Source organism: Corynebacterium sp. NML140438, assembly GCF_001875725.1.
Lineage (GTDB): Bacteria > Actinomycetota > Actinomycetes > Mycobacteriales > Mycobacteriaceae > Corynebacterium.
The window spans coordinates 141,047-162,740 of record NZ_MLCQ01000017.1; the positions used below are offsets into that span (position 1 = coordinate 141,047).

A 21,694-nucleotide genomic window follows, 5' to 3' on the forward strand; every position below is an offset into this window, starting at 1 on the left:
TCTAACTTTCCTCTCCAGCCAACAAAGCAAACAGCACAGCCATTCGCGTGTAAACACCGTTTGAGACCTGCTGCAACACAGCTGTGTTCTCTCGGTCTGCTACATCGAAATTGATTTCCATACCACGCAGCATCGGCCCCGGGTGCATGATGATCGCGCCGGGTTTCATCTGCTTTGCGCGTTGTTTACTGAGACCAAACAGTGTGGCGTACTCGCGATGTGAAGGGAAGAATCCGCCGTGCATGCGCTCAGCCTGTACGCGCAGCATCATGACGACGTCAGCGCTCGGAATCTCGGCGTCGAAGTCATAACTGACCCGACACGGCCAGTACTCGACCCCAACTGGCAGCAGCGTAGGTGGTGCGACAAGAACAACCTCCGCACCAAGCTTCGACAGTAACTGCACGTCAGAGCGCGCCACCCTTGAATGCAAAATATCGCCGACAATGATGATCTTCTTGCCGGCGATTTCACCAATCTTTTGACGCATCGTCACTGCGTCCAGCAACGCCTGCGTCGGGTGTTGGTTCTGACCGTCACCAGCATTCACTACAGATACGTTGGGGACCCAGTCGGCGATGAGCTTCGCTGCACCAGACGACGGGTGGCGAACAACCACAGCGTCAGCACCCACCGCGGCGATCGTGGACGCCGTATCCTTCAGCGACTCCCCTTTCTTCACAGAGGACGAAGACGCCGAGATATTAATGACGTCAGCGCTCATCCACTTCCCTGCGGTCTCGAACGAGGAGCGGGTACGCGTTGAGTTCTCGTAAAAGAGCGTAAAAATGGTACGTCCACGCAGCGTCGGGAGTTTCTTGATCTCACGACCCTCGAGCGCTTCGCGGAACCGTTCAGCCTCATCCATGATGAGATGAATGTCGTCGACGCTGAGATCGTCGATCGAAATCAGGTGCTTCATTCGGCAGTGACCTCCTTGGTCAGCGTCACCGCGTCGACGTCATCAATAGGATTCAACGACACCGTGACGTCTTCAGCAATGGCGGTAGGAATGTTTTTGCCAACATAGTCGGCACGAATTGGCAGTTGACGGTGCCCGCGATCAACAAGCACTGCAAGCTGAATAGCGCGCGGACGCCCAAGATCCCGCAATGAATCAAGCGCAGCCCGGATCGTGCGTCCCGAGAACAGCACGTCATCTACGAGTATGATCGTTGCATCATTGATTTCGACCGGGATGTTCGTTGGCATCAGCGCCCGATGAGGCTTGTCCCGAAGGTCATCACGGTACAACGTGATGTCAAGGCTGCCCACAGGGACAGCGACGCCAATGAATGATTCAATCGCTTCCGCGATCCGCTCTGCTAGTGGCACTCCCCCCGAAGGAATACCTAATAGGACCGGAGTGTCTGATGACTCCGAATCAAGCGCATTCTTCTCAATAATCTGGTGCGCGATGCGTGCAATGGTTCGCTCAACGTCACGCTCGTTTAAAAGCGCAGACGTCACGCGTTGCTTGTCACTCATCGAACCTCCTTCCCCGCCTCTCTGTGCGGAATTTAAAGGATGTCGAATATGGTATTTGTCTATGCTGAGACTCCACAGAATCTTAGCACTATCGAAAGCATCCACAGTCATATCGGGGTGTTTTTCTGGACGCCAGCCTTCAGATTCCCCTATACAGGTGTGCTCACCACAACGTAAGTGTCAAGACGCTGCAAACATTGTGTTCCCCGAGTCGGTTTACGAAACGTTGGTAGGGTTGGAACAATGACAACGCAACAAAACACTGACCTGCCCAGACCGGTCTCGCTTGCAGATGTTGCATCAATCTTTGAAAACGAGAGCCTAGAGTTCCGCGTCGAAGAGGACATTCTGCGAAGCGGATTCGTCAACTGTGCGATTGTATGCGCCCTGGATGATGACTATTTGATCTTCGAGTCCATTTGGCGTGGCGCCGTACCACAGGAAATGGCATCACATTTACTCTTGGCCATGAACGAGCACAACCAAACGCATTTCGCGCCGACTCTTCGTTTCTTTGAAAACGAAACCGGCGATGACGAACCGACCCTCGCGGTGAGCGCAATCCGAACGATCGACGTAACAAATGGCTTGTCGAGGAATCAGCTGGGAGCATTCATCCTCACCTCAATTGAATCGACGCTGCAAGCTTTCGACTTTTTAGAGACATCGTTTCCGACGCTAGTGATTTGGAAGGACCCCCACGTTGAGCACTAATACCCCTGCTTCCCAAGTCACAATCGACCGCATCACCGAGCAGATGAGAGGACACGGGGTCGAGCTAACCGATGACCCAACGGGGCGCGTTGCCCACGCCAACCTCAACGGCTTTCACGTACTGTTTGTCTTATTAGATACCGTGCTTATCGTCCGTGCCGATGCTGAAACAGACGTACCTGCAGACTCGACGGATCCTTCCCTATATCTAGCAGCGAACCAAACAAACTCCTCACTGCTTGGTTGCCGTGCCGTTGTCGCCAACCGGGGAGAAACGCTCGTCGTACGTGTTGAAAGCGAAATACATGTTGCAACTGGCATGACCGACGATCAACTGTCAAGTGCACTACGTCGCAGCACCGACCACGTGCTGTACGCGCAAAACACCATGAAAGTCCTATCAGAAACGATCATGAAGGCAGCCAACTAAGAAAAGTAAAAGAGGGAGACGACGCCTGGGCGCGGCCTCCCTCCTACAAAGCAGAGCTTCTCTTTATGCCTCTACGTCGTCAACAGGATCCTCAGAATCCTCAGAATCTGCTTGTGGCGTTGGGGCGTGCTCAGAACGCGACTGGATAACTCCATCAAGTACCGCGTGAATATACGGTGCAGCTTGTGCACCAGAGTACTGCGTGGCGAGCTCAGCAGCGTTCGAGATCGTGATCGGGCCATCGACCTCAGAATTGAACAGGATCTCCCAAATACCCACTCGCAGAATTTGACGGTCGACCGCGGGGATTCGGTCCAGCTCCCAGTCGTGGCTGAGGAACTTCTCGATTGCATCATCGATATCATCCAGCTGCTGGGCGACACCTTCGACGATGATCCGAGTATACGGAGCCACTGGAGCAATCTGGTTCAGTGGGTTCTCCGCAAGCTTTTCACGATCTTCGACAATTGCAACCGGATCAATGTCCCTAGCTTCAGCCTCGAAGAGGATGTCGACGGCTCTACGACGCGCACGGTAGCGTGCGCCATGGCGTTTGAAATTTTCCATTAGTTGTTCACGCGCGAGAGGTATTCACCAGTACGCGTATCAACCTTCACCACATTGCCAGTTTCAAGGAACAGCGGCACCTGAATCTCAGCGCTGGTCTCCAACGTGGCTGGCTTAGTGCCACCGGTCGAACGGTCGCCCTGCAAGCCAGGCTCAGTGTGCTCGATCTTAAGATCGACGGAAATCGGGAGCTCTGCAAACAGTGCGTCACCCTCGTAGAACGACACCTGCACACGCATGTTCTCCAACAGGAACTTAGCTGCATCGCCAAACTTCTCTTCTGGAAGCTCGTACTGCTCGTACGTCTTGTCGTCCATGACCACGTAGTTGGTGCCGTCGTTGTACAGGTACGTCATATCGCGGCGGTCGACAGTAGCCGTATCCACCTTGACGCCTGCGTTCCAAGTCTTGTCAACGGTCTTGCCGGAAACGACATCCTTCAACTTAGTACGAACGAAAGCTGGGCCTTTACCCGGCTTCACGTGCTGGAACTCAACAATCTGCTGGAGTTTCCCATCAACCAACAGAACCAAACCGTTTTTAAAATCAGCAGTAGTTGCCACTTGAAGCCTTCCTTCTTTCTAACAGTAGATATGCTCTCGCAATCACAATTATGCTACAGCACGATGAGTTCCTTAGGGAACTGGGTAATAATGCGCGGCGCACCGCTGGTGATAATAAGTGTGTCTTCGATCCGAACACCGCCCTTACCTGGAACATAGATTCCAGGCTCAATGGTCAACGTCATCGACGGCTCCAGCTCCCCGGTACCGGTCACTGCTGCATACGGCCCTTCGTGGACGTCCAACCCAATGCCATGACCGGTTGAATGTACGAAATACTCACCATATCCAGCGTTCTCGATCACGCTTCTACATGCCTGATCGACCTCGACCAGTTTCGCCCCTGCCACAGCAGCATCGACACCGGCCTCCTGTGACGCACGAGTGACCTCATAAATTTCGCGGAGAAACTCCGATGGTTCGCCAACCGCAAACGTTCTCGTCATATCGGAGTTAAAACCAGCCCGGTACATACCGAAATCAATCGTAACGAGATCACCTGGCTCAATCACCTTGTCTGAAGCACCGTGATGCGGCTTTGCCGAATTCAGACCGGACGCAACAATCGTATCGAAACTCGGACGATCCGCACCGAGCAACCGCATACGGTACTCCAGGTCTGCGGCGACACGTCGCTCAGTCCGACCAGCAGCGAGCTCACCGGCGTCGATAAGCTCACGAAGCGCCGTCGATGCCAGCTCCGCTGCCTCTGTGAGGCGTTCGAGCTCTAGGTCATCCTTCACCAGCCGGATAGCTTCAATTTCACGAGTAATAGGAACCAGCGTCACCCCCTCCGGGCATGCGTTCTGCAGCGCCTCGAGCTGCGAAGCGCTAACGTAGTCCGCCTCGTAGCCAACCCGGTGCCCCTCCATAACGGCGCCCAAAAGCTCAGTGGATACTTTTCTAGTGATTGTTGCCTCAATGTCGGGCACTTCCTCCGCGACCTGCGTCGCGTAGCGGCCGTCCGTCGCAATTCGGGCTGTGCGGTCCTTGGACACAAGAAGTGCCCCGTTCGAACCAGAAAACCCTGAAAGGTAACGGACGTGGGTCAGGTGAGTAACCAGCATGTCGTCAACTCGCCGGGCGGCCAACAGAGAGGCAAGCTTCCGGCGACGGTTTTCAAAACGAGTATCTGCTAAACCCATTGGAACTCCTTCGAATCATTGATAAATACTTGCATCGCGAGTTCGTACCCAACCAAACCGAGACCAGCGATAACACCCCTGGCAACCGGGGAAAGGTACGAATGGTGGCGAAAAGACTCGCGCGCGAACACATTTGAGATGTGCACTTCAACAAAACCGGGGCCATCCCCTAGCTCAACAGCGGCATCACGCAACGCCACCGATGTATGGGTCAAGCCTCCCGGGTTGATAATAACTGGCCACTTGTTATCTGCGGCCTCATGCACCCAGTCAATTAAAACGCCTTCGTGATTGGACTGCCGAACCTCGACATCTACGCCTGCCTCAGCGCCCTTCTTCTCCAACCGTTGCGTGAGCGTCTCCAACGTCTCTGAGCCGTAGATCTCCGGCTGCCGTTTACCTAACCTGTCTAAATTCGGCCCATTGAGCACAAGAATCTTCATCGCATTAATCCTTCATCATGGTATCGTACGCAGCGCGCATTTCGTTCTTGGAGGCGTCCTCAAGCCTTGTGCACGAACCGATACCATCGAGCACGACGAATCGAATGTGACCATTCCTGTTCTTCTTGTCGCGCGTCATTCCCTCGTAAAGCTCATCGAATGCACCATGCTCATAGCGAGTTGGCAGCCCAGACTTTTCTAGGATTGTGCGGTGCAAATCGACGACGCCCTCGTCGATTAGCCCTCTGTGCAGAGCGAGGTAGGCCACGAACATCATCCCAATGGCCACAGCGTTCCCATGACGCCAACGGTAGTGCTCACGACGCTCAATCGCATGCCCCAGAGTATGCCCATAATTCAAAATCTCACGAAGGCCAGACTCTTTCAGATCCTCGGACACCACCTTCGCTTTGACGGCAACAGACCGCTCAATAAGCTCAGGCCAATTATTAGTTGGCCCATCTTGGAAAAGCTCGAGGATCCTCGGATCTGCGATGAATCCAGTCTTAATGAGCTCAGCTGAACCAGAAACAATCTCCTCTTCCGGAAGCGTGTAGAGGCGCTCCAGGTCGACAAAGACGCCCTTAGGCTCATGAAACGCACCGACTAAGTTCTTGCCTTCCTCAGTGTTCATCCCTGTCTTGCCGCCCACCGCAGCATCCACCATTGCAAGCAACGTCGTGGGGACATGAACAACGTCGATACCACGCATCCACGTTGCGGCGACAAACCCACCTATATCCGTCGCGGCACCTCCCCCAACAGTGACCACGGCGTCCTGCCGAGAAAAACCCGCACGGCCAAGCGTGTCCCAAAGTCGACTCGCAACGTCAATACTTTTACCGTCCTCTGCGTCTGGGACGGACACCAAGTGCGGCTCAACGTTGTTGCTTTCTAGATCTTGAGCAATACACCTCGCCACAGCGGCCAATGGGGGCTGGTGCACAATCAGCACCTTCCGCGCACCAAGCGCATGAACATGATTCCCGACCATCATCGTGGTGTCGTGATCAATGAACACCTGGTACGGCTGGGGTCCGAGAACGTCCACTACTGCCATGCCATCCTCACTTCTTTCTACGAATCGATGTATTCGCTATCAATGACGCTCAACACTTCCGCGACGATTCGCTGTGGCGGGCGACCATCAGTACGGACTCTGTAGTCAGCCACATCCCGATAGAAAGGCTCCCGCTCAGCGAGCAGTAACCGATATCTCTCCTCAGGGTTCTCGGCTGCCAGCACAGGGCGACTGCCATCGCCAATGGTTCGCCGAGTGCCTTCCTCAACGCCAACATCGACCCACACAACAAGATGCTGCGCTAACAACGCCCTCGTCTCGGGCCGAACAACGGCGCCGCCGCCCAAACTGACTACGCCTTTGCTCTCTAACGCCTGCTTGACAAACTCAATCTCGAGATCACGGAACGCATCTTCTCCCAATTCCGCATAAACCTCGCCACACGGTTTTTCCTCTGCATTCTCAATCAGCGCATCAGAATCAACAAACTGAAGGTTCAAGGCCCTGCCTAGTCGACGCCCAACTGTCGTCTTGCCCGCTCCTGGCGGACCGACAAGCACCACTGTCGGAATACCAGCTTCAAACGAAGTCGGTGCTTCGTCGCTAACCAACCCGGTGTCTGTCTCTGCGTTCACAGTCATCCTTTCTATGCGGATTACTCTCCGTCAAAACGGAACCGCTGCGCAACGTACTGCTGATAAGACGCAATATTACGCTTTACTTCCTGAAGGCTATCCCCACCAAACTTCTTCAATACGGCTTCCGCAAGTACGAGAGCGACCATTGCTTCAGCAACAACCCCACCTGCGGGAACAGCGCAGATATCGGAACGCTGATGAATACCTGTCGCCTTCCCGCCAGTTGCCATATCGATGGACTGCAGCGCACGCGGCACTGTAGAGATCGGTTTGAACGCTGCGCGCACTCGAAGTTGCTCGCCGTTCGTCATACCGCCTTCTATACCTCCCGCGCGATTCGATAGTCGCTCCAAACGCCCATCCGCCAGGGTAATTTCGTCATGAGCTTCGGATCCCCTCCGAGCGGCAGACTCGAAACCGTCACCGATCTCGATGCCCTTCACGGACTGAATACTCATGAGTGCCCCTGCGAGTTGTGCATCGAGGCGCTCCGCTCCCGAGATATGCGACCCCAAGCCGATAGGGAGACCGTCGACGATTACCTCAACAACACCGCCAAGAGTGTCCCCCGACTTCTTCGCAGATTCTATGCAGGCGACCATCGAGGCCTCAGCCTCTTTACTCGCGGCGCGCACGGGCGAGTCATCGATCGCATCAATGTCACCAAACGACGGCGCGGCGTCACGATCCGGTGTCGATTCCCCGATAGAAACAACGTGAGAAAACACCTCCACCCCCAGTGCCTCACGCAACAACGAGCGAGCTACCGCACCTGCCGCCACTCGCGCAGCAGTCTCGCGTGCTGACGACCGCTCCAGCACCGCTCGCGCCGAGTCAAAGCCGTACTTGATCATGCCAGGAAGATCCGCGTGACCTGGTCGCGGGCGAGTCAATTTCGCACCGCGCCCGGAAGCCATCGCCTTCTGAACTTCTTCGTCTGATCCATCGAGCGTATGAGGAGACATAATCGTAGTCCACTTTGGCCACTCGCTATTCCCAATCTGAATAGCAATCGGGCTGCCAATAGTCCTCCCGTGCAGAATTCCCGCCAGGAGTTCAAGTTTGTCTTGCTCAAACTTCATTCGCGCACCACGCCCATATCCAAGGCGCCGACGTGCAAGCTGATGGGCAATCTCCTGCTCGGTAATCGGCACGCCTGCGGGCATGTCTTCTACAAGTGCAATGAGTGCTTGGCCGTGGGATTCTCCGGCAGTAGTCCAGCGAAACATGTTGGCTATTGTGTCACACTTCTCCCCAAAAAATGCCGTTTCCAAGGTAGAGTCCGATCAATGCCCAACAGGCAAGCAGCATCGAAGGACCGTGAGGAACACGGCACGAACGTGTAAACAGCGCGAAACACAAGGTACAGAAACTACTGAGGAAAATCGCCAGGATGATCCCTATAAACCCACCACATGCGGCAGCGGCAACTCCCAGCGGCAGTGCAAGTTTGGCGTCCCCACCGCCAATTCCCCTACCAACCAACAAATACACCGCAGGCCAAAGCGCACCCACGAAAAGCACCGGCTGCAGAATTATCGCACTCAGTGCCAAAACACTAGCGGGTAGCGTAAGGAAATCAGGGAGACGCGCGTACTTCAGGTCGTACCAGCACAACAGCGCAGACCATCCGCCTGCTAATACGACCCCAATCCATGCAACGCCCCCCATCGTGTTTCTAACGCCTCTGCGGCTCCAGTGACTTCCAATGCTGCAAGAGTGCTTGCTCCATCTCCCGACGTGGAGCGTCAAGGCCCGTGAATTGTTCAAACTGTGAAAATGCTTGGCCCGCGAGCATGGTGAGCCCTCCGACTGCCTTGTACCCATTTGCAGCGGTTTGGGAAACTAGCGGCGTCGGCCATGGATCATAAATCACGTCGAGCAGCGGAGCATGTGCCAACTGCGTAACATACGGCCGTAATGTATCAGCGGGGACAGTGGACACGATTACGTCGGCGGCGGCAGTGATTTTGAACAAATCACTGTCATACGAGACAAAATGGCAGGCAATGCCCTCTGTCAAGTTTCGAAGCTCCTGGCGTCTGTCGGATCGGTTGATGACAGTAATCTCTACAGCGCCACGCTCCCGTAGCGCCCAAATGACGGCTCGAGACGTACCTCCAGCGCCTACCACAACAGCGCGCCGAATCTCAGCATCACCAACCAAGCGGTCGAGCGCGTACAGAACTCCCTCGCAGTCTGTGTTGTCGGCACGCCAGCCTTGCTGCGTACGGACCAAGGTATTCGCAGAGCCGATTGCTAAGGCGCGGTCGCTCGCACGGTCCGCGATCTGCAACGCAGCAAACTTGCCAGGCATGGTTACAGAGAATCCGCGGAAGCTCTGATCCGCTTCAAGAACAACCTTGGGTAAGTCTGCCTCGAGGCACTCGATTTTTGAATAGCGCCAGTCATTCAGACCATGCGCTTTATACCCAGCGTGGTGTAACACTGGCGACAGCGAGTGCTCAATTGGAGAGCCAAGGACAGCTGCTTGGTGCATCATTACTCCGAAGGCGCTTCTCGCTGAGAATCCAGGATGCCCGAATCGTACGCACGCTGCGTATCTTCCAGGTGCTTATCAAACGTACGGTTAAACACGGTCGTGCCATCCTTGTCAATAGTGACGAAGAACAACCAGTCCCCTTCAGCTGGACGTTCCATGGCTTCGATTGCCTCCAGTGACGGTGAGGCGATCGGTGTCTGCGGGAGCCCGTCCATGGCATACGTGTTCCACGGCGTCACTCGCTCGCGGTCCTCGCGTGAAGTTGCGACTTCAACGGAAGGCAACCCGTAGTTCACTGTGGAGTCAAACTCGAGACGCATAGGTTCGTTCAACCGGTTCAAGATAACGCGCGCGACCTTATCAAACTCCCCAGCGGGGGCCTCGCGCTCTACCAAAGATGCAGCGACGACAAGTTCGTACGGAGTCAGCCCTACCGACTTTGCGCGTGAAACGATGTCCGTCGCTTCGTACTGCTTCGCCGAACGGGTGATCAAATCAGTGAGCACAGTCTCTGCCGAAGCACCAGGGTCCACAATGTATTCGCCCGGGGCGATGAGGCCTTCGAGGCGCTTCGCGTCACCGGCGCGTGCCCCCACAACATCGAGTGCCCACTCTGGGACGCCAAGGCTTGCAGGGTCAGCGTCTGCTGCAACGCGGTGCAATTCCTCAGCGGTGATGCAGCCAGGCTTTACTGCATCGCCACAGGAAACTTGCTGAATCATCGACAAGATGCCAAGACGACGCTGACCGCCAACAACGTTGACGTCCATAAGTGTGGCACCCCCGTACACCTGCAGTGGGGTCACCCGTTTCGTAGGATCAAGAAGCGCGGCGACTGCGCTTTCCGCGCTCATCTCTCCCTCCAGACGATAAAACCCAGGCTGAATATTATCTGAATCCGCATTGTTCGCAGCGGCAGTCTGGAACGCTCCGTTCGAAGCAACAATCCCTCGTTCCTCGAGCTCAGGACCAAGCGAGGAAATATTCGAGCCTTCGGGGATTTCGACGACTTGTTCCTCACCATTGCCGGTGCCGTCAAAGTCGGCGTTGGTACCATTACGCATCACTGCGATCCAGGCGATCAGACCAATAATCAGCAAGATTGACGTTACGAGCACCGCCGTGCCCCGTGTGCGTCTTTTCGAGGTTGTTGGGGTCGTCACGATTGATTCTCCTTGAGGTAATTCATTCGGCCGTCCAGCCAAGATTGCAAAATCTCAACCGCCGCAGCTTGATCGATCACGCTACGACCAGCTCGTTCGTTCACACCACTCGCCCGCAAAGCTTGAGTTGCAGCAACAGTCGTTAAACGTTCATCGGCCATTCTTACGGGAAGCCCGGACCGTCGCCTTATTCGAAACGCAATCTCTTTCGCGTGTTTGACGCTTCGTGAACCGTGCCCTTTCAAATCGCGTGGAAGGCCCACAACGACTTCGACGATCTCGTATTCGTCGATGATCTCGATAATTCGGTCGATGTCAGACCCGTCGCGATCCTTAAATCCTGTAACACGAGCAACAGTCTCCAGCGGAGTTGCTAACGAAGCTTCACGGTTTGACGATGCCACGCCGATACGAACCGTACCGACGTCGATTCCAAGGCGACGCCCCGGCCCGGGATCTTGAACCCCGGGAAGATCGGGCTGCACCGTCATAACATCACTCCTACCGCTTACACTGTGCCTTCCCTTAAAACCTACTGGTTTTTTGGCACAACGTATACCTAAATACGGCGTGTCGCCCGACCGATCTGGACTTTTGACGCTTATGCACCAAGCACATCGCGGATTGCTTGGAAGCCTGCATCGATGCCGTCAGCCAAAGAGCCAGAGCCCTGCGCAAGGTTGGGCTTACCGCCACCACGTCCGCTGACGTACTCACCGAACGTCTTTACAAGATCTCCAGCCCTGATGCCATTGTCTACGGCTGCGCCGGTGACGGCGAACACGAACGGAACCTTGCCCCCGTTATCAGAAGCCAATGCTACAACCGCAGGCTCGCCCTCCAGCTTGCCGCGAAGATCATTCGCAAGTGTGCGCACATCTCCGGCTTCAATACCTTCCGGTAGCTTCGCAGCAATGACCTTGTACGCACCGATGGTTTCCGCACGCTCGAGGAACTCGGCGGTCTTGGACAGAAGTTGCTGACGATGAAGGTTCTCAATCTCCTTCTCCGCTGCGCGCAGACGCTCCGTAAGCTGAGCAATGCGTTCTGGCAATTGACCCGTAGGAGTCTTTAGCTCGGCGGCAAGGCCCGACGCCAACGCAGCTTCCTTCGAGAAGTACTTGAAGGAATCCATACCGGAATACGCCTCGATACGACGCGCACCGGAACCGACGGAAGACTCACCAAGCACCGCAACCGGCCCAATCTGCGAAGAATGCTCAACGTGCGTACCACCACAAAGCTCAATAGAGAATGGCCCACCGATCTCGACAACGCGGACTTGGTCGCCGTAGTTCTCGCCGAAGAGCGCCATGGCGCCCATCTCCTTCGCCTTCGAAAGCGACGTTTCAATCGTGTTGACTGCAAAGTCAGCGTCAACCGCCTGGTTTGTAATCGTTGCAATCTCCGAAAGCTGAGCGTCCGTCAGCTGATCGGTGTAGTTGAAATCAAAGCGCAGGTAACCCGGCTTGTTCATCGAGCCAGCCTGAACAGCGGTTGGTCCAAGCACCTGACGTAGTGCCGCGTGAATGAGGTGCGTCGCGGTGTGCGCCTGTCGCGCCCCATGACGCCACTTCGCATCAACTTCTGCCTGGACCTGGTCCCCCAGGCCGATGCCACCGTTTTCCACGGTTGCCTTGTGTACCCACAGCTTCTTGCCGATCTTCTGCACGTCATGTACCTGCAGCGTCGTATCGCCAACGCGGATCAAGCCACGGTCGGCCATCTGACCACCGGCTTCGGCATACATCGGAGTGACGTCGAGAATTACCTCAACCTCGTCGCCTGCTGCGACCTCATCCACCTTAGCGCCATCGCGCACAAGCCCAAGCACTCGTGCGTCATGCTCGAGCTCTGAATACCCTACGAACTCGGTCGGGTGATTATCTACCCATTCACGGTAGAGCGACTCGTCAATATTACGGTGCTTCTTTGCCTTATTGTCTGCCTTCGCACGAGCACGCTGTTCCTGCATTGCAGCATCAAACGCAGCCATATCGACGTCGAGGCCGGCTTCATGCGCCATTTCCAGTGTCAAGTCAATCGGGAAACCATACGTGTCATGGAGTTCGAACGCCTGCTGCCCCGGCAGCGTCTTCGTACCAGACGCCCGCAGTTGCTCCACTGTTTCGTCGAAGCGATGCGTACCGGATTCAAGCGTCTTCAAGAAAGCACGTTCTTCAGCCAATGCAACACGCAGAATACGTTCCCGATTCTTAGCGATCTCCGGGAACGAAGGCGTCATCGTATCCATGATGGTGTTCATGAAGACCTCAAGAACGTTTCCGGTCGCCCCCAGAAGACGTGCTGAACGCACAATTCGGCGAAGCAAACGGCGCAGGATGTAACCGCGTCCCTCGTTCGAAGGGGTTACACCGTCAAGAATGATCATCATGCCAGTACGAGAGTGATCCGCAATCACGCGGAAACGAACGTCGTCCTCATGAACGCCGGCATCGTACTTTGTGCCGGTGAGTTCGACAGCGGCGTCAATCACCGGGCGGAGCAAATCAGTTTCATAGACGTTGTCGACTCCCTGAAGCAAACAAGCGACTCGCTCAATACCCAAGCCCGTATCGATGTTCTTCTTTGGCAGCTCGCCGACAAGCTCGAAGTTGCCCTTCTTATCGCCCTCACCACGAATCGACTCCATGAAGACCAGGTTCCAGATCTCCATGTAACGGTTATCATCCGCGACCGGGCCACCCTCCTTACCGTATTCGGGGCCGCGGTCGTAGTAGATCTCCGAGCAAGGACCACACGGGCCAGGAATACCCATGGACCAGAAGTTGTCCTCCATTCCCATGCGCTGGATACGCGACGGGTCTACACCGATCTTGTCCTGCCAGATTGACGCCGCTTCATCGTCATCAAGATAGACCGTTACCCACAGACGCTCTGGGTCAAGCCCATAGCCGCCGTCCTCGATGCTGCCTGTCAGCAGTTCCCACGCGTGGGTAATCGCCCCCTCTTTGAAGTACTGGCCGAAGGAGAAGTTGCCGGCCATCTGAAAGAACGTGTTGTGGCGGGTCGTAATACCCACTTCTTCGATATCAAGCGTCCTCACGCACTTCTGGATAGAAGTCGCTTTCCCGTGCTCAAAGGGAGGGTTTTGCTGTCCAAGGAAGTACGGCTTGAACGGAACCATACCCGCATTCACGAACAGCAGCGTCGGATCGTCCAAGATAAGCGAAGCGCTCGGGACCGGCGTGTGTCCTGCACGGACGAAGTGCTGCGTGAAGCGCTCACGAATCTCATGGGTTTGCACGGAGTAGTTTCCTTTCACGTTCGAATCAATCTCGAACTACTCTACCCCTCAACCGCGCACTAACCTACGCAGCCTGCCCAAGAAACCGGAAATTCTCCGCTCGTCACCATGGTCGGTCGGGGTGTAATAGACCGCATCCTCCAAGCCCTCAGGGATATACCGCTGCTGTACAACCCCCTTTGGGTCATCATGCGGGTAGATGTAGCCAACGGCATTCCCCATCGCTTTTGCCCCCTCATAGTGGCCGTCACGCAGGTGCGCAGGCACAGGACCAACCTTCCCAGCGCGTACATCTTCTTGGGCGCGAGTAATCGCCTGGATCACCGCCGGTGACTTCGGCGCCGTGGCCAAGTGAATCGTAGCCTGCGCAAGCGTGAGCCTGCCCTCCGGCATTCCGATGAGCTGGACTGCTTGTGCCGCAGCAACTGCAGTTTGAAGTGCGGTCGGGTCCGCCATGCCTATGTCTTCCGATGCATGGATTACGAGCCTGCGTGCGATAAACCGAGGGTCCTCGCCAGCCTCAATCATGCGTGCCAAATAGTGCAACGCTGCGTCGACATCCGAACCACGAATAGATTTAATGAACGCAGAAACAACGTCGTAGTGCTGGTCCCCATCTCGGTCGTAGCGCACCACCGCCCGGTTCACGCTGTCGCGAACCACGTCAAGGGTAATGGTCTCCCCCGGATCCACTGCAGCGGCCGCTGCCTCCAGGTACGTCAAACTGCGGCGCGCGTCGCCGCCCGACAAAGAGATAAGTTGCGCACGCGCATCGTCAGCGAGCTTCACCGAATCTCCAAGTCCGCGTTCGTCGTGGACTGCACGGTCAATCACCGTTCCAAGGTCCTCAGCGGATAGAGACTCCAATTTGAGGAGTAATGAACGCGACAACAATGGGGCAACCACACTGAACGAAGGGTTCTCCGTCGTCGCTGCGACGAGCAGCACCGTACGATTTTCGACGGCCGCAAGCAGCGCATCCTGCTGTGTCTTCGAAAACCGGTGCACCTCATCGATGAACAGCACCGTGCTCTCGCCCGCGATCAAGTCTCTGCGCGCAGAATCGATTACCGCGCGGATCTCTTTGACTCCTGACGACAGTGCAGAAAGACCGACGAAGTTCTGCCCCATCGCTTTCGCGATCAACGATGCGATCGTCGTTTTGCCAGTCCCAGGAGGACCGTAAAGGATCACGGAGGCCGCGCCCGATCCTTCCACGAGGCGGCGAAGTGGCTTTCCGTCGGACAGGAGATGCTGCTGTCCTGCAACTTCCTCAAGACTCTGCGGTCTCATTCGCGCAGCGAGAGGCGCACCTTGGCCGGCTTCAAAGAAGTCCGAGCCTCGCTGCGCGGCGGCATTGTGCATCGACGGCTGGCCACTCACTGGCACCGAGTTGCCAAACAGGTCAGCTTGCGACATTCGCGCTCTTGTCCTTTCGATCTTCCACTACTAAGAAAAAGCCGGAGACCTCAGCAACCTCTGGGTTGCCGACGTTCCGGCTTGCGCTGGTCTCATTGCACCCGTTCAAACGCGCGCAATATCCACGCTATTTCTTTGGCTTAAAATCGACGCCCGTTTCCTTACGCTGCTCGTCTGGGATTGGAGCGGGAGCATCCGTCAATGGATCGACACCGCCGCCAGACTTCGGGAAAGCGATGACGTCACGGATGGAATCGAAGCCGGCCAGCAGGGACACGATGCGGTCCCAGCCGAACGCGATGCCACCGTGTGGTGGGGCACCATATGCGAATGCCTCGAGCAGGAAGCCGAACTTCTCCTTGGCCTCCTCCTCAGTAATACCCATAACCTCGAAGACACGCTGCTGCACGTCACGCTCGTGGATACGAATGGAACCGCCACCGATCTCATTACCGTTGCAAACGATGTCGTAGGCGTAGGCAAGCGCATCGCCAGGGTTCTTGTCGAAGTCAGCCTTGAATTCTGGCTTCGGAGACGTAAATGCGTGGTGCACGGCGGTCCACTTCGAGTGACCCAGCGCGACGTCGCCGGAGGCAGTAGCATCCGCGGATGGCTCGAACATCGGGGCGTCGACCACCCAGGTGAATGCCCAATCGCCTTCCTTAATCAAGTCGAGCTTGCGTGCAATCTCACCGCGAGCTGCACCGAGCAGTGCTCGTGCGCTCTTCGCATCGCCAGCTGCGAAGAAGATGCAGTCACCAGGCTTCGCGCCGACGTGAGCCGCAATACCGGCCCTCTCCTCCTCGGTGATGTTCTTGGCAACCGGCCCACCAAGTTCGCCGTCCTCTTGCACGAGGATGTATGCCAAGCCCTTCGCGCCACGCTGCTTCGCCCACTCCTGCCATGCATCCAGCTGGCGGCGCGGCTGCGAAGCACCACCGTCCATTACGACGGCACCAACGTATTCATTTTGGAAGACGCGGAAGGTCGTATCCTTAAAGAACTCGGTGCAGTCCACCAGCTGGATGTCGAAGCGCAGGTCGGGCTTGTCCGAACCGTACTTCTCCATCGCATCCCTGTAGGTCATGCGCGGGATCGGAGTGGAGACCTCGTAGCCGATCAGTTTCCAAAGCTCGACGACGATCTTCTCTGCAAGAGCGATGATGTCGTCCTGATCAATGAAGCTCGCTTCGATATCAAGCTGCGTAAATTCCGGCTGACGGTCTGCACGGAAGTCTTCATCGCGGTAGCAGCGCGCAATCTGGTAGTAGCGCTCCATACCGCTGACCATCAAAAGCTGCTTAAACAGCTGTGGGGACTGCGGCAGCGCGTACCAGGAGCCTGGGCGAAGTCGGGCCGGAACAAGGAAGTCTCGTGCACCCTCTGGCGTGGAACGGGTCAAAGTTGGCGTTTCAATTTCAGTGAAATCATTCGCGTCCAGCACCTTGCGCGCTGCGCGGTTCGCCGCCGCCCGCAAGCGAAGCGCCGAGGCTTGGCGCTCGCGACGCAGGTCAAGGTACCTGTACTTCAGTCGCGTTTCCTCACCAACCTCGTTGGAGGAAGCATCCTCGATCTGGAAAGGCAACGCGGCTGCCTTGTTCAGCACCGTCAGTTCTGAAACGTTGACCTCAATCTCGCCCGAAGCCAAGTTCGGGTTAGCGGAGCCCTCAGGGCGTGGTTCGACAACACCGGTGACCTGAATGCAATACTCGCTCCGCAGGTCATGTGCGGCCTCAGCGACATCCGACTCCCTAAAAACCACCTGCGCGTAGCCAGAGCGGTCACGCAGGTCGATAAAAATGACGCCGCCGTGGTCGCGCCTACGGCCTACCCAACCTGCCAGCGTGACGGTTTGTCCTTCAAGATCTTTGCGGAGTTCGCCCGCGAGATGAGTGCGCAGCACAGTCTGTTCCACGTCCTTCCACGTGAGATACAACATTAACTGTTGAGAGTCTACTCCCTTTCCCCCGCACGCACAGGAGCGGGTCATAAGAATGCACCAACTCCCCATGAATACCTACGTCTGTGGCATGCTTGTCCCATGACGTTCAACAGCAATTATCAACGCGGAAGCGGCTACGCAAAGACTGGTTCAGGTGGACGGCGTGGTGTCCCGATCGCCGCAGGCGGTGGCCTCGGAGGACTGGTGCTTGTCGTCCTGTTTATCGCGCTCGGCGGGAATCCAGCCGATCTCATTGAGCAGTCGCCCTCCGGAACAGAGTCGGATTCGAGCTACTCCTTGGAACATTGCAACATGGATAATGCCGCGAACGAGTACGACGACTGCAGGGTTGAGGCTGCCGGTGTCTCCGTCAACAGAGTCTGGAAGACACTCTTGCCAGAGCAGGCCGGGCTCGAATACACAGAGCCCGGCCTCGTATTGTTCCGCGACGCCACACAGAGCGGTTGCGGCTATGCATCTTCGGCTACAGGCCCGTTCTACTGCCCAGCTGACCAAACTGCGTATTTTGATACCGCCTTCTTTGAACAGCTCAACGCCCTTGGCGGCAATGATGCGCCGTTCACACAGATGTACGTCACAGCCCACGAGTTTGGCCACCATGTCCAACAGATCGAGGGAACCCTTGGGCTCAGCAATTACAACGATCCTGGTGAGGATTCAGCGGCCGTAGCAATCGAAATGCAGGCGGACTGCTACGCGGGCATCTGGGCGCACTACGCGGACAAAGGTGAAAACGCACTGCTCGAACCGCTTACGGAAAGCGACGTCGTCGCCGCGATTGAAACTGCCCAGGCAATCGGCGACGACAACATTCAGCGCAGATCAGGCGGAGAAGTCAACCCTGACACCTGGACACATGGGTCCTCTGAGCAACGCAAGACCGCCTTCATGTCCGGCTACCGCAGTGGCAAAATGTCCGCCTGCGACACGCTCAACCGCGGAGTCTACAACGGATAAATTCTCGCCTGTGATGTAACATCGCGCGCATGCCACACAATGCAGTCAGCGTCGTTGATTTATTCAGCATCGGAATCGGCCCCTCGTCGTCTCATACGGTGGGCCCAATGCGCGCTGCGCTTGCGTTCATCGAAAACTTGGATCAGGCCCCTGCGCTGGTAAGAGTTGAACTACGGGGCTCGCTTGCCGCAACAGGCGTGGGGCACGGCACCGACCGCGCAGTACTGCTAGGACTCGTAGGCTACACGCCACTTACAACGGCCGCCGACACTAGGCCGCTTCCTGGGGAACCAATTCCGGAGCACGGGCATACCAAGGGCCCGGCCCGTGAACTGGACTACGAGATCGCGATGAACCCAGTACCCGTCGCGAAACATCCAAACTGCCTCATTTTCGACGCATGGAACGCTGAAGGCGTGCGCATCGCCACCCGCAAGGAGTATTACTCTGTCGGTGGCGGTTTCATCCTCGACCGCGTACAGATGGAAGCGAAGCGTAACCAAGCCGGCGTTGCTACCGTCCGCGATTCAGTGACCGTGCCCTATCCATTTTCTGACGGCGCTTCCCTCATGCACCAGTGCAAAACCCACCAGCTATCTATTGCCGAACTCATGCGAGCAAACGAAGAAGCGATGCACGGTAAGGATGCCCTTAACGATCACCTCGACGCTGTTTGGGACACAATGCAGGAGTGCGTAGCACATGGGTTGAAAGCTGAAGGTGAGCTACCAGGAGGGCTGTCGGTCCTTCGCCGTGCACCGCGCCTCCATCATTTATTGACGGCTGAATACGAAGCATCTGCAGCTCGCGGCCTCGACGCGATGGAGTGGGTCAATCTGTACGCGCTCGCAGTCAACGAAGAGAACGCCGCCCACGGGCGGGTCGTCACAGCTCCGACAAATGGCGCTGCAGGAATCATCCCAGCCGTTATGCACTACTGCCGGGATTTCACCGACAACTTCAACCGCGATGCGGCACATGAGTTTTTGTTGACCGCCGGCGCAATCGGCGCCATCATCAAAACTAATGCCTCTATCTCCGGCGCTGAGGTCGGGTGTCAAGGCGAGGTAGGCTCCGCATCATCAATGGCTGCAGCCGGTATGTGTGCGATATTGGGCGGAACTCCTCAGCAGATAGAAAACGCCGCCGAAATCGGGCTGGAGCACAACCTCGGGCTGACATGTGACCCAGTTGCAGGGCTGGTACAGATTCCCTGCATCGAGCGAAACGCCATCGGAGCCGTGAAATCAATTAATGCGGCACGCCTTGCAAAACTCGGCGATGGCACCAACAAGGTAACGCTCGATGACGTCGTCGAAACCATGGCAGCCACAGGGCGAGACATGATGAGCAAGTACAAAGAAACGTCAATGGGAGGCCTCGCTGTGCAGCTTGGCCTCCCAGTAAACATCACCGAGTGCTAGTACGCGCTAGCTCACTGCCTGGATAACTGATGTTGTTTGAAGGGGAACAGCAACCTGCTCGTGGCTCTCAAGATTCTTCACAGCTACCTCCCCGTTCGCCAGCTCTTGGTCGCCAAGCACCAACGCGAAGCGGGCCCCAGCGCGATCAGCACCCTTCATCGCCCCCTTCAAGCCACGGCCGCCGTAAGCCATATCTGCAGATATGCCCGCTGCGCGAAGCTCGTCGATAAGCGAACTCATCTTCCGGCGGGCCTCCTCACCAATAGCCACGCCGAACACGTCCACGCGACGGTCCAGCTCTGGCAAAGCAACTTCCTCTGCTTCAAGCGCGAGCACCGTCCTATCGACGCCAAGACCGAAGCCGATACCCGATAGGTCCTGGCCACCGATCTGAGCCATCAGCCCGTCGTAGCGGCCACCGCCACCAATGCCCGATTGTGCACCAAGGCCATCGTGTACGAACTCAAAGGTGGTTTTCGTGTAATAGTCCAGGCCACGGACCATGCGCGGGTTAATGACGAACGGAACTCCCATGTCCTCGAGCATGCCGGTGACTGTCTCGAAGTGTTCACGAGACACATCCGAGAGGTGATCGAGCATCAACGGTGCATCAACCAACAGCTCCTGCACCTCCGGACGCTTATCATCCAGCACACGAAGAGGATTGATGTCTGCTCGGTGCTGCGTTTCCTCATCCAGCGGAAGCTTCTTCAGGAACGCTTGGAGCTTGTCACGATACGCGGGCCTGCAGGTGTGGTCGCCAAGGCTTGTCAGCTCAAGGCGGAAACCTTTCAGCCCGACACTCCTGTAGCAGCGGTCGGCAAGCGCAATAATCTCAGCATCAAGCAACGGGTCGTCGACGCCAATCGCCTCAACGCCAACCTGCTGAAGCTGACGGTAGCGGCCCGCTTGCGGGCGCTCGTAACGGAAAAACGGCCCTGCATAGTTCAGCTTTACCGGCAGATAGCCCCGGTCAAGATTGTGTTGGATCACAGCGCGCATAACGCCGGCAGTACCCTCAGGACGAAGAGTGACGGAACGCCCACCACGATCAGCGAACGTGTACATCTCCTTTGAAACAACATCGGTTGATTCCCCCACACCACGCGCGAACAGCGTTGTGTCTTCAAATACCGGGAGCTCGATGTGCTGGAAACCCGCCAGGTGCGCCTGTCGTACGAAAGAATCTCGAACGTAAAGGAACTTCGACGATGCAGGAGGCACATACTCTAAGACGCCCTTGGGAGCGCTCAATGCCTGGAACTTCTGTGCTTGGGGTTTCTTGGAATCACTCACGGAGACAGAGTCTAGCTGTTCTCAGTCCCCACCGCAGCTAGCGCTATTGCTTGCGCGCCTCCAAAAGGAAGGGATTGGTGACCCGCTCGTGCTTCATCGTGGTGGATGGGCCATGTCCAGGCAGCAGACTTGTTCCATCATCAATCGCCCACACTGGACCACGCAACGAGGCCTTCATGGCTTCCGGGTCGGAGTAAGGCAGATCTGTACGTCCGACCGAACCCGCAAAAACCACGTCACCGGAGAACACTACATCTCCCATTCGGTACAGCACGCTACCCGGCGAGTGGCCAGGAGCGTGAGTAACTTCAAAATTGAATCCCGGCACACCGACGCCACCGTCAGCACTAAACGTTCGAAGTTCTGACACGGCGGCCATCGAAGCGGCGTCGAATAGTTGAAGTGTTGAGGCAGAAAGTCCGCGTCCATGATCGAGCATGAAAGCATCAGCTTCGTGGATGAATACGGGGACCCGGAACGTCGCTGCGTCCCTTGTGTGATCAATGTGGCCGTGTGTCAGAAAGATCGCCTCGAGACTCAGATCTTCTTCCTCAAGAACACCAGTAACAATCTTGTGTGTTCCCATACCGGCGTCGATGAGGCAGGCGCGCTTCGTAGCATCGTCAACAATGATGTAACAATTCGTCTGGAACGGGCCCGACGAAAAACCTAGAATACGCAACGCGCTGCCG

Annotated in this window: 22 protein-coding genes; 4 read left to right on the top strand and 18 right to left on the bottom strand. The window is 56.4% G+C overall.

From position 1 onward, the window contains the following. Position 1 precedes the first annotated feature (1 nt). Together BJP08_RS03665 and pyrR are read right to left on the bottom strand one after the other, a co-directional pair. Positions 2-922, bottom strand: coding sequence for an aspartate carbamoyltransferase catalytic subunit (locus tag BJP08_RS03665; RefSeq protein ID WP_071568314.1), 921 nt, complete (start codon positions 920-922; stop codon positions 2-4). Beyond that, a complete protein-coding gene (gene pyrR, locus BJP08_RS03670; protein WP_071568315.1) occupies positions 919-1,488 on the bottom strand; it encodes a bifunctional pyr operon transcriptional regulator/uracil phosphoribosyltransferase PyrR in 570 nt (189 codons plus the stop codon). The genes BJP08_RS03665 and pyrR overlap by 4 nt, the downstream gene beginning before the upstream one ends. Positions 1,489-1,731: 243 nt before the next feature. Here pyrR and BJP08_RS03675 point away from each other — a divergent pair, with 243 nt between their 5' ends. Together BJP08_RS03675 and BJP08_RS03680 are read left to right on the top strand one after the other, a co-directional pair. Beyond that, positions 1,732-2,202: a hypothetical protein gene (locus tag BJP08_RS03675; protein ID WP_071568316.1), complete on the top strand. Its 471-nt coding sequence runs from the start codon at positions 1,732-1,734 to the stop codon at positions 2,200-2,202. After that, a complete protein-coding gene (locus tag BJP08_RS03680) occupies positions 2,192-2,632 on the top strand; it encodes a YbjN domain-containing protein (RefSeq protein WP_071568317.1) in 441 nt (146 codons plus the stop codon). The genes BJP08_RS03675 and BJP08_RS03680 overlap by 11 nt, the downstream gene beginning before the upstream one ends. A gap of 63 nt (positions 2,633-2,695) precedes the next feature. Here BJP08_RS03680 and nusB read toward each other — a convergent pair whose 3' ends face one another. From nusB to aspS, 14 genes are all read right to left on the bottom strand, one after another. Beyond that, positions 2,696-3,199 (bottom strand): transcription antitermination factor NusB, encoded by a 504-nt coding sequence (gene nusB / locus BJP08_RS03685; RefSeq protein WP_071568318.1) that lies wholly within the window; start codon positions 3,197-3,199, stop codon positions 2,696-2,698. Then, positions 3,199-3,762 (bottom strand): elongation factor P, encoded by a 564-nt coding sequence (efp, locus tag BJP08_RS03690; RefSeq protein WP_071568319.1) that lies wholly within the window; start codon positions 3,760-3,762, stop codon positions 3,199-3,201. The genes nusB and efp overlap by 1 nt, the downstream gene beginning before the upstream one ends. A gap of 53 nt (positions 3,763-3,815) precedes the next feature. After that, a complete protein-coding gene (locus tag BJP08_RS03695) occupies positions 3,816-4,907 on the bottom strand; it encodes an aminopeptidase P family protein (protein WP_071568320.1) in 1,092 nt (363 codons plus the stop codon). Continuing rightward, positions 4,898-5,350 carry a type II 3-dehydroquinate dehydratase gene (aroQ, locus tag BJP08_RS03700; RefSeq protein ID WP_071568321.1) on the bottom strand — a complete coding sequence of 151 codons (453 nt, stop codon included), beginning with the start codon at positions 5,348-5,350 and terminating at the stop codon, positions 4,898-4,900. The genes BJP08_RS03695 and aroQ overlap by 10 nt, the downstream gene beginning before the upstream one ends. 4 nt (positions 5,351-5,354) lie before the next feature. Next, complete coding sequence (gene aroB, locus BJP08_RS03705; protein WP_071568322.1) at positions 5,355-6,410, bottom strand: 3-dehydroquinate synthase; 1,056 nt, start codon at positions 6,408-6,410, stop codon at positions 5,355-5,357. Between the two features lie 17 nt (positions 6,411-6,427). After that, positions 6,428-7,012: a shikimate kinase gene (locus tag BJP08_RS03710; RefSeq protein ID WP_083428392.1), complete on the bottom strand. Its 585-nt coding sequence runs from the start codon at positions 7,010-7,012 to the stop codon at positions 6,428-6,430. Between the two features lie 14 nt (positions 7,013-7,026). Beyond that, positions 7,027-8,238 (bottom strand): chorismate synthase, encoded by a 1,212-nt coding sequence (gene aroC, locus BJP08_RS03715; protein WP_071568323.1) that lies wholly within the window; start codon positions 8,236-8,238, stop codon positions 7,027-7,029. 13 nt (positions 8,239-8,251) lie between these two features. After that, positions 8,252-8,680, bottom strand: coding sequence for a prepilin peptidase (locus BJP08_RS03720; RefSeq protein ID WP_071568324.1), 429 nt, complete (start codon positions 8,678-8,680; stop codon positions 8,252-8,254). A gap of 7 nt (positions 8,681-8,687) precedes the next feature. Next, the gene (locus tag BJP08_RS03725; protein WP_071568325.1) at positions 8,688-9,509 is read right to left on the bottom strand and encodes a shikimate dehydrogenase; all 822 of its coding nucleotides are present in this window, start codon (positions 9,507-9,509) and stop codon (positions 8,688-8,690) included. A gap of 2 nt (positions 9,510-9,511) precedes the next feature. Further along, positions 9,512-10,675 carry an endolytic transglycosylase MltG gene (mltG, locus tag BJP08_RS03730; RefSeq protein WP_071568326.1) on the bottom strand — a complete coding sequence of 388 codons (1,164 nt, stop codon included), beginning with the start codon at positions 10,673-10,675 and terminating at the stop codon, positions 9,512-9,514. Further along, positions 10,672-11,166 carry a Holliday junction resolvase RuvX gene (ruvX, locus tag BJP08_RS03735; protein ID WP_071568327.1) on the bottom strand — a complete coding sequence of 165 codons (495 nt, stop codon included), beginning with the start codon at positions 11,164-11,166 and terminating at the stop codon, positions 10,672-10,674. Before ruvX ends, mltG begins: the two co-directional genes overlap by 4 nt. A gap of 110 nt (positions 11,167-11,276) precedes the next feature. Next, positions 11,277-13,943 carry an alanine--tRNA ligase gene (gene alaS, locus BJP08_RS03740; protein WP_071568328.1) on the bottom strand — a complete coding sequence of 889 codons (2,667 nt, stop codon included), beginning with the start codon at positions 13,941-13,943 and terminating at the stop codon, positions 11,277-11,279. 48 nt (positions 13,944-13,991) lie between these two features. Continuing rightward, on the bottom strand, positions 13,992-15,362 hold the full coding sequence (locus BJP08_RS03745) for a replication-associated recombination protein A (protein WP_071568329.1): 1,371 nt from the start codon (positions 15,360-15,362) through the stop codon (positions 13,992-13,994). A 127-nt stretch (positions 15,363-15,489) separates the two neighbouring features. Then, entirely contained in the window at positions 15,490-17,265 is a 1,776-nt protein-coding gene (gene aspS / locus BJP08_RS03750) for an aspartate--tRNA ligase (RefSeq protein WP_071568588.1), read from the bottom strand. 120 nt (positions 17,266-17,385) lie between these two features. Between aspS and BJP08_RS03755 the strand changes: the two genes are divergently transcribed. Further along, entirely contained in the window at positions 17,386-18,282 is an 897-nt protein-coding gene (locus BJP08_RS03755; RefSeq protein ID WP_255364768.1) for a neutral zinc metallopeptidase, read from the top strand. 29 nt (positions 18,283-18,311) lie between these two features. Beyond that, on the top strand, positions 18,312-19,706 hold the full coding sequence (locus BJP08_RS03760; protein ID WP_071568331.1) for an L-serine ammonia-lyase: 1,395 nt from the start codon (positions 18,312-18,314) through the stop codon (positions 19,704-19,706). Positions 19,707-19,712: 6 nt separating this feature from the next. Here BJP08_RS03760 and hisS read toward each other — a convergent pair whose 3' ends face one another. Together hisS and BJP08_RS03770 are read right to left on the bottom strand one after the other, a co-directional pair. Beyond that, positions 19,713-21,002 carry a histidine--tRNA ligase gene (gene hisS / locus BJP08_RS03765; RefSeq protein WP_071568332.1) on the bottom strand — a complete coding sequence of 430 codons (1,290 nt, stop codon included), beginning with the start codon at positions 21,000-21,002 and terminating at the stop codon, positions 19,713-19,715. 43 nt (positions 21,003-21,045) lie between these two features. Next, a complete protein-coding gene (locus BJP08_RS03770; RefSeq protein WP_071568333.1) occupies positions 21,046-21,684 on the bottom strand; it encodes an MBL fold metallo-hydrolase in 639 nt (212 codons plus the stop codon). Positions 21,685-21,694 lie beyond the last annotated feature (10 nt).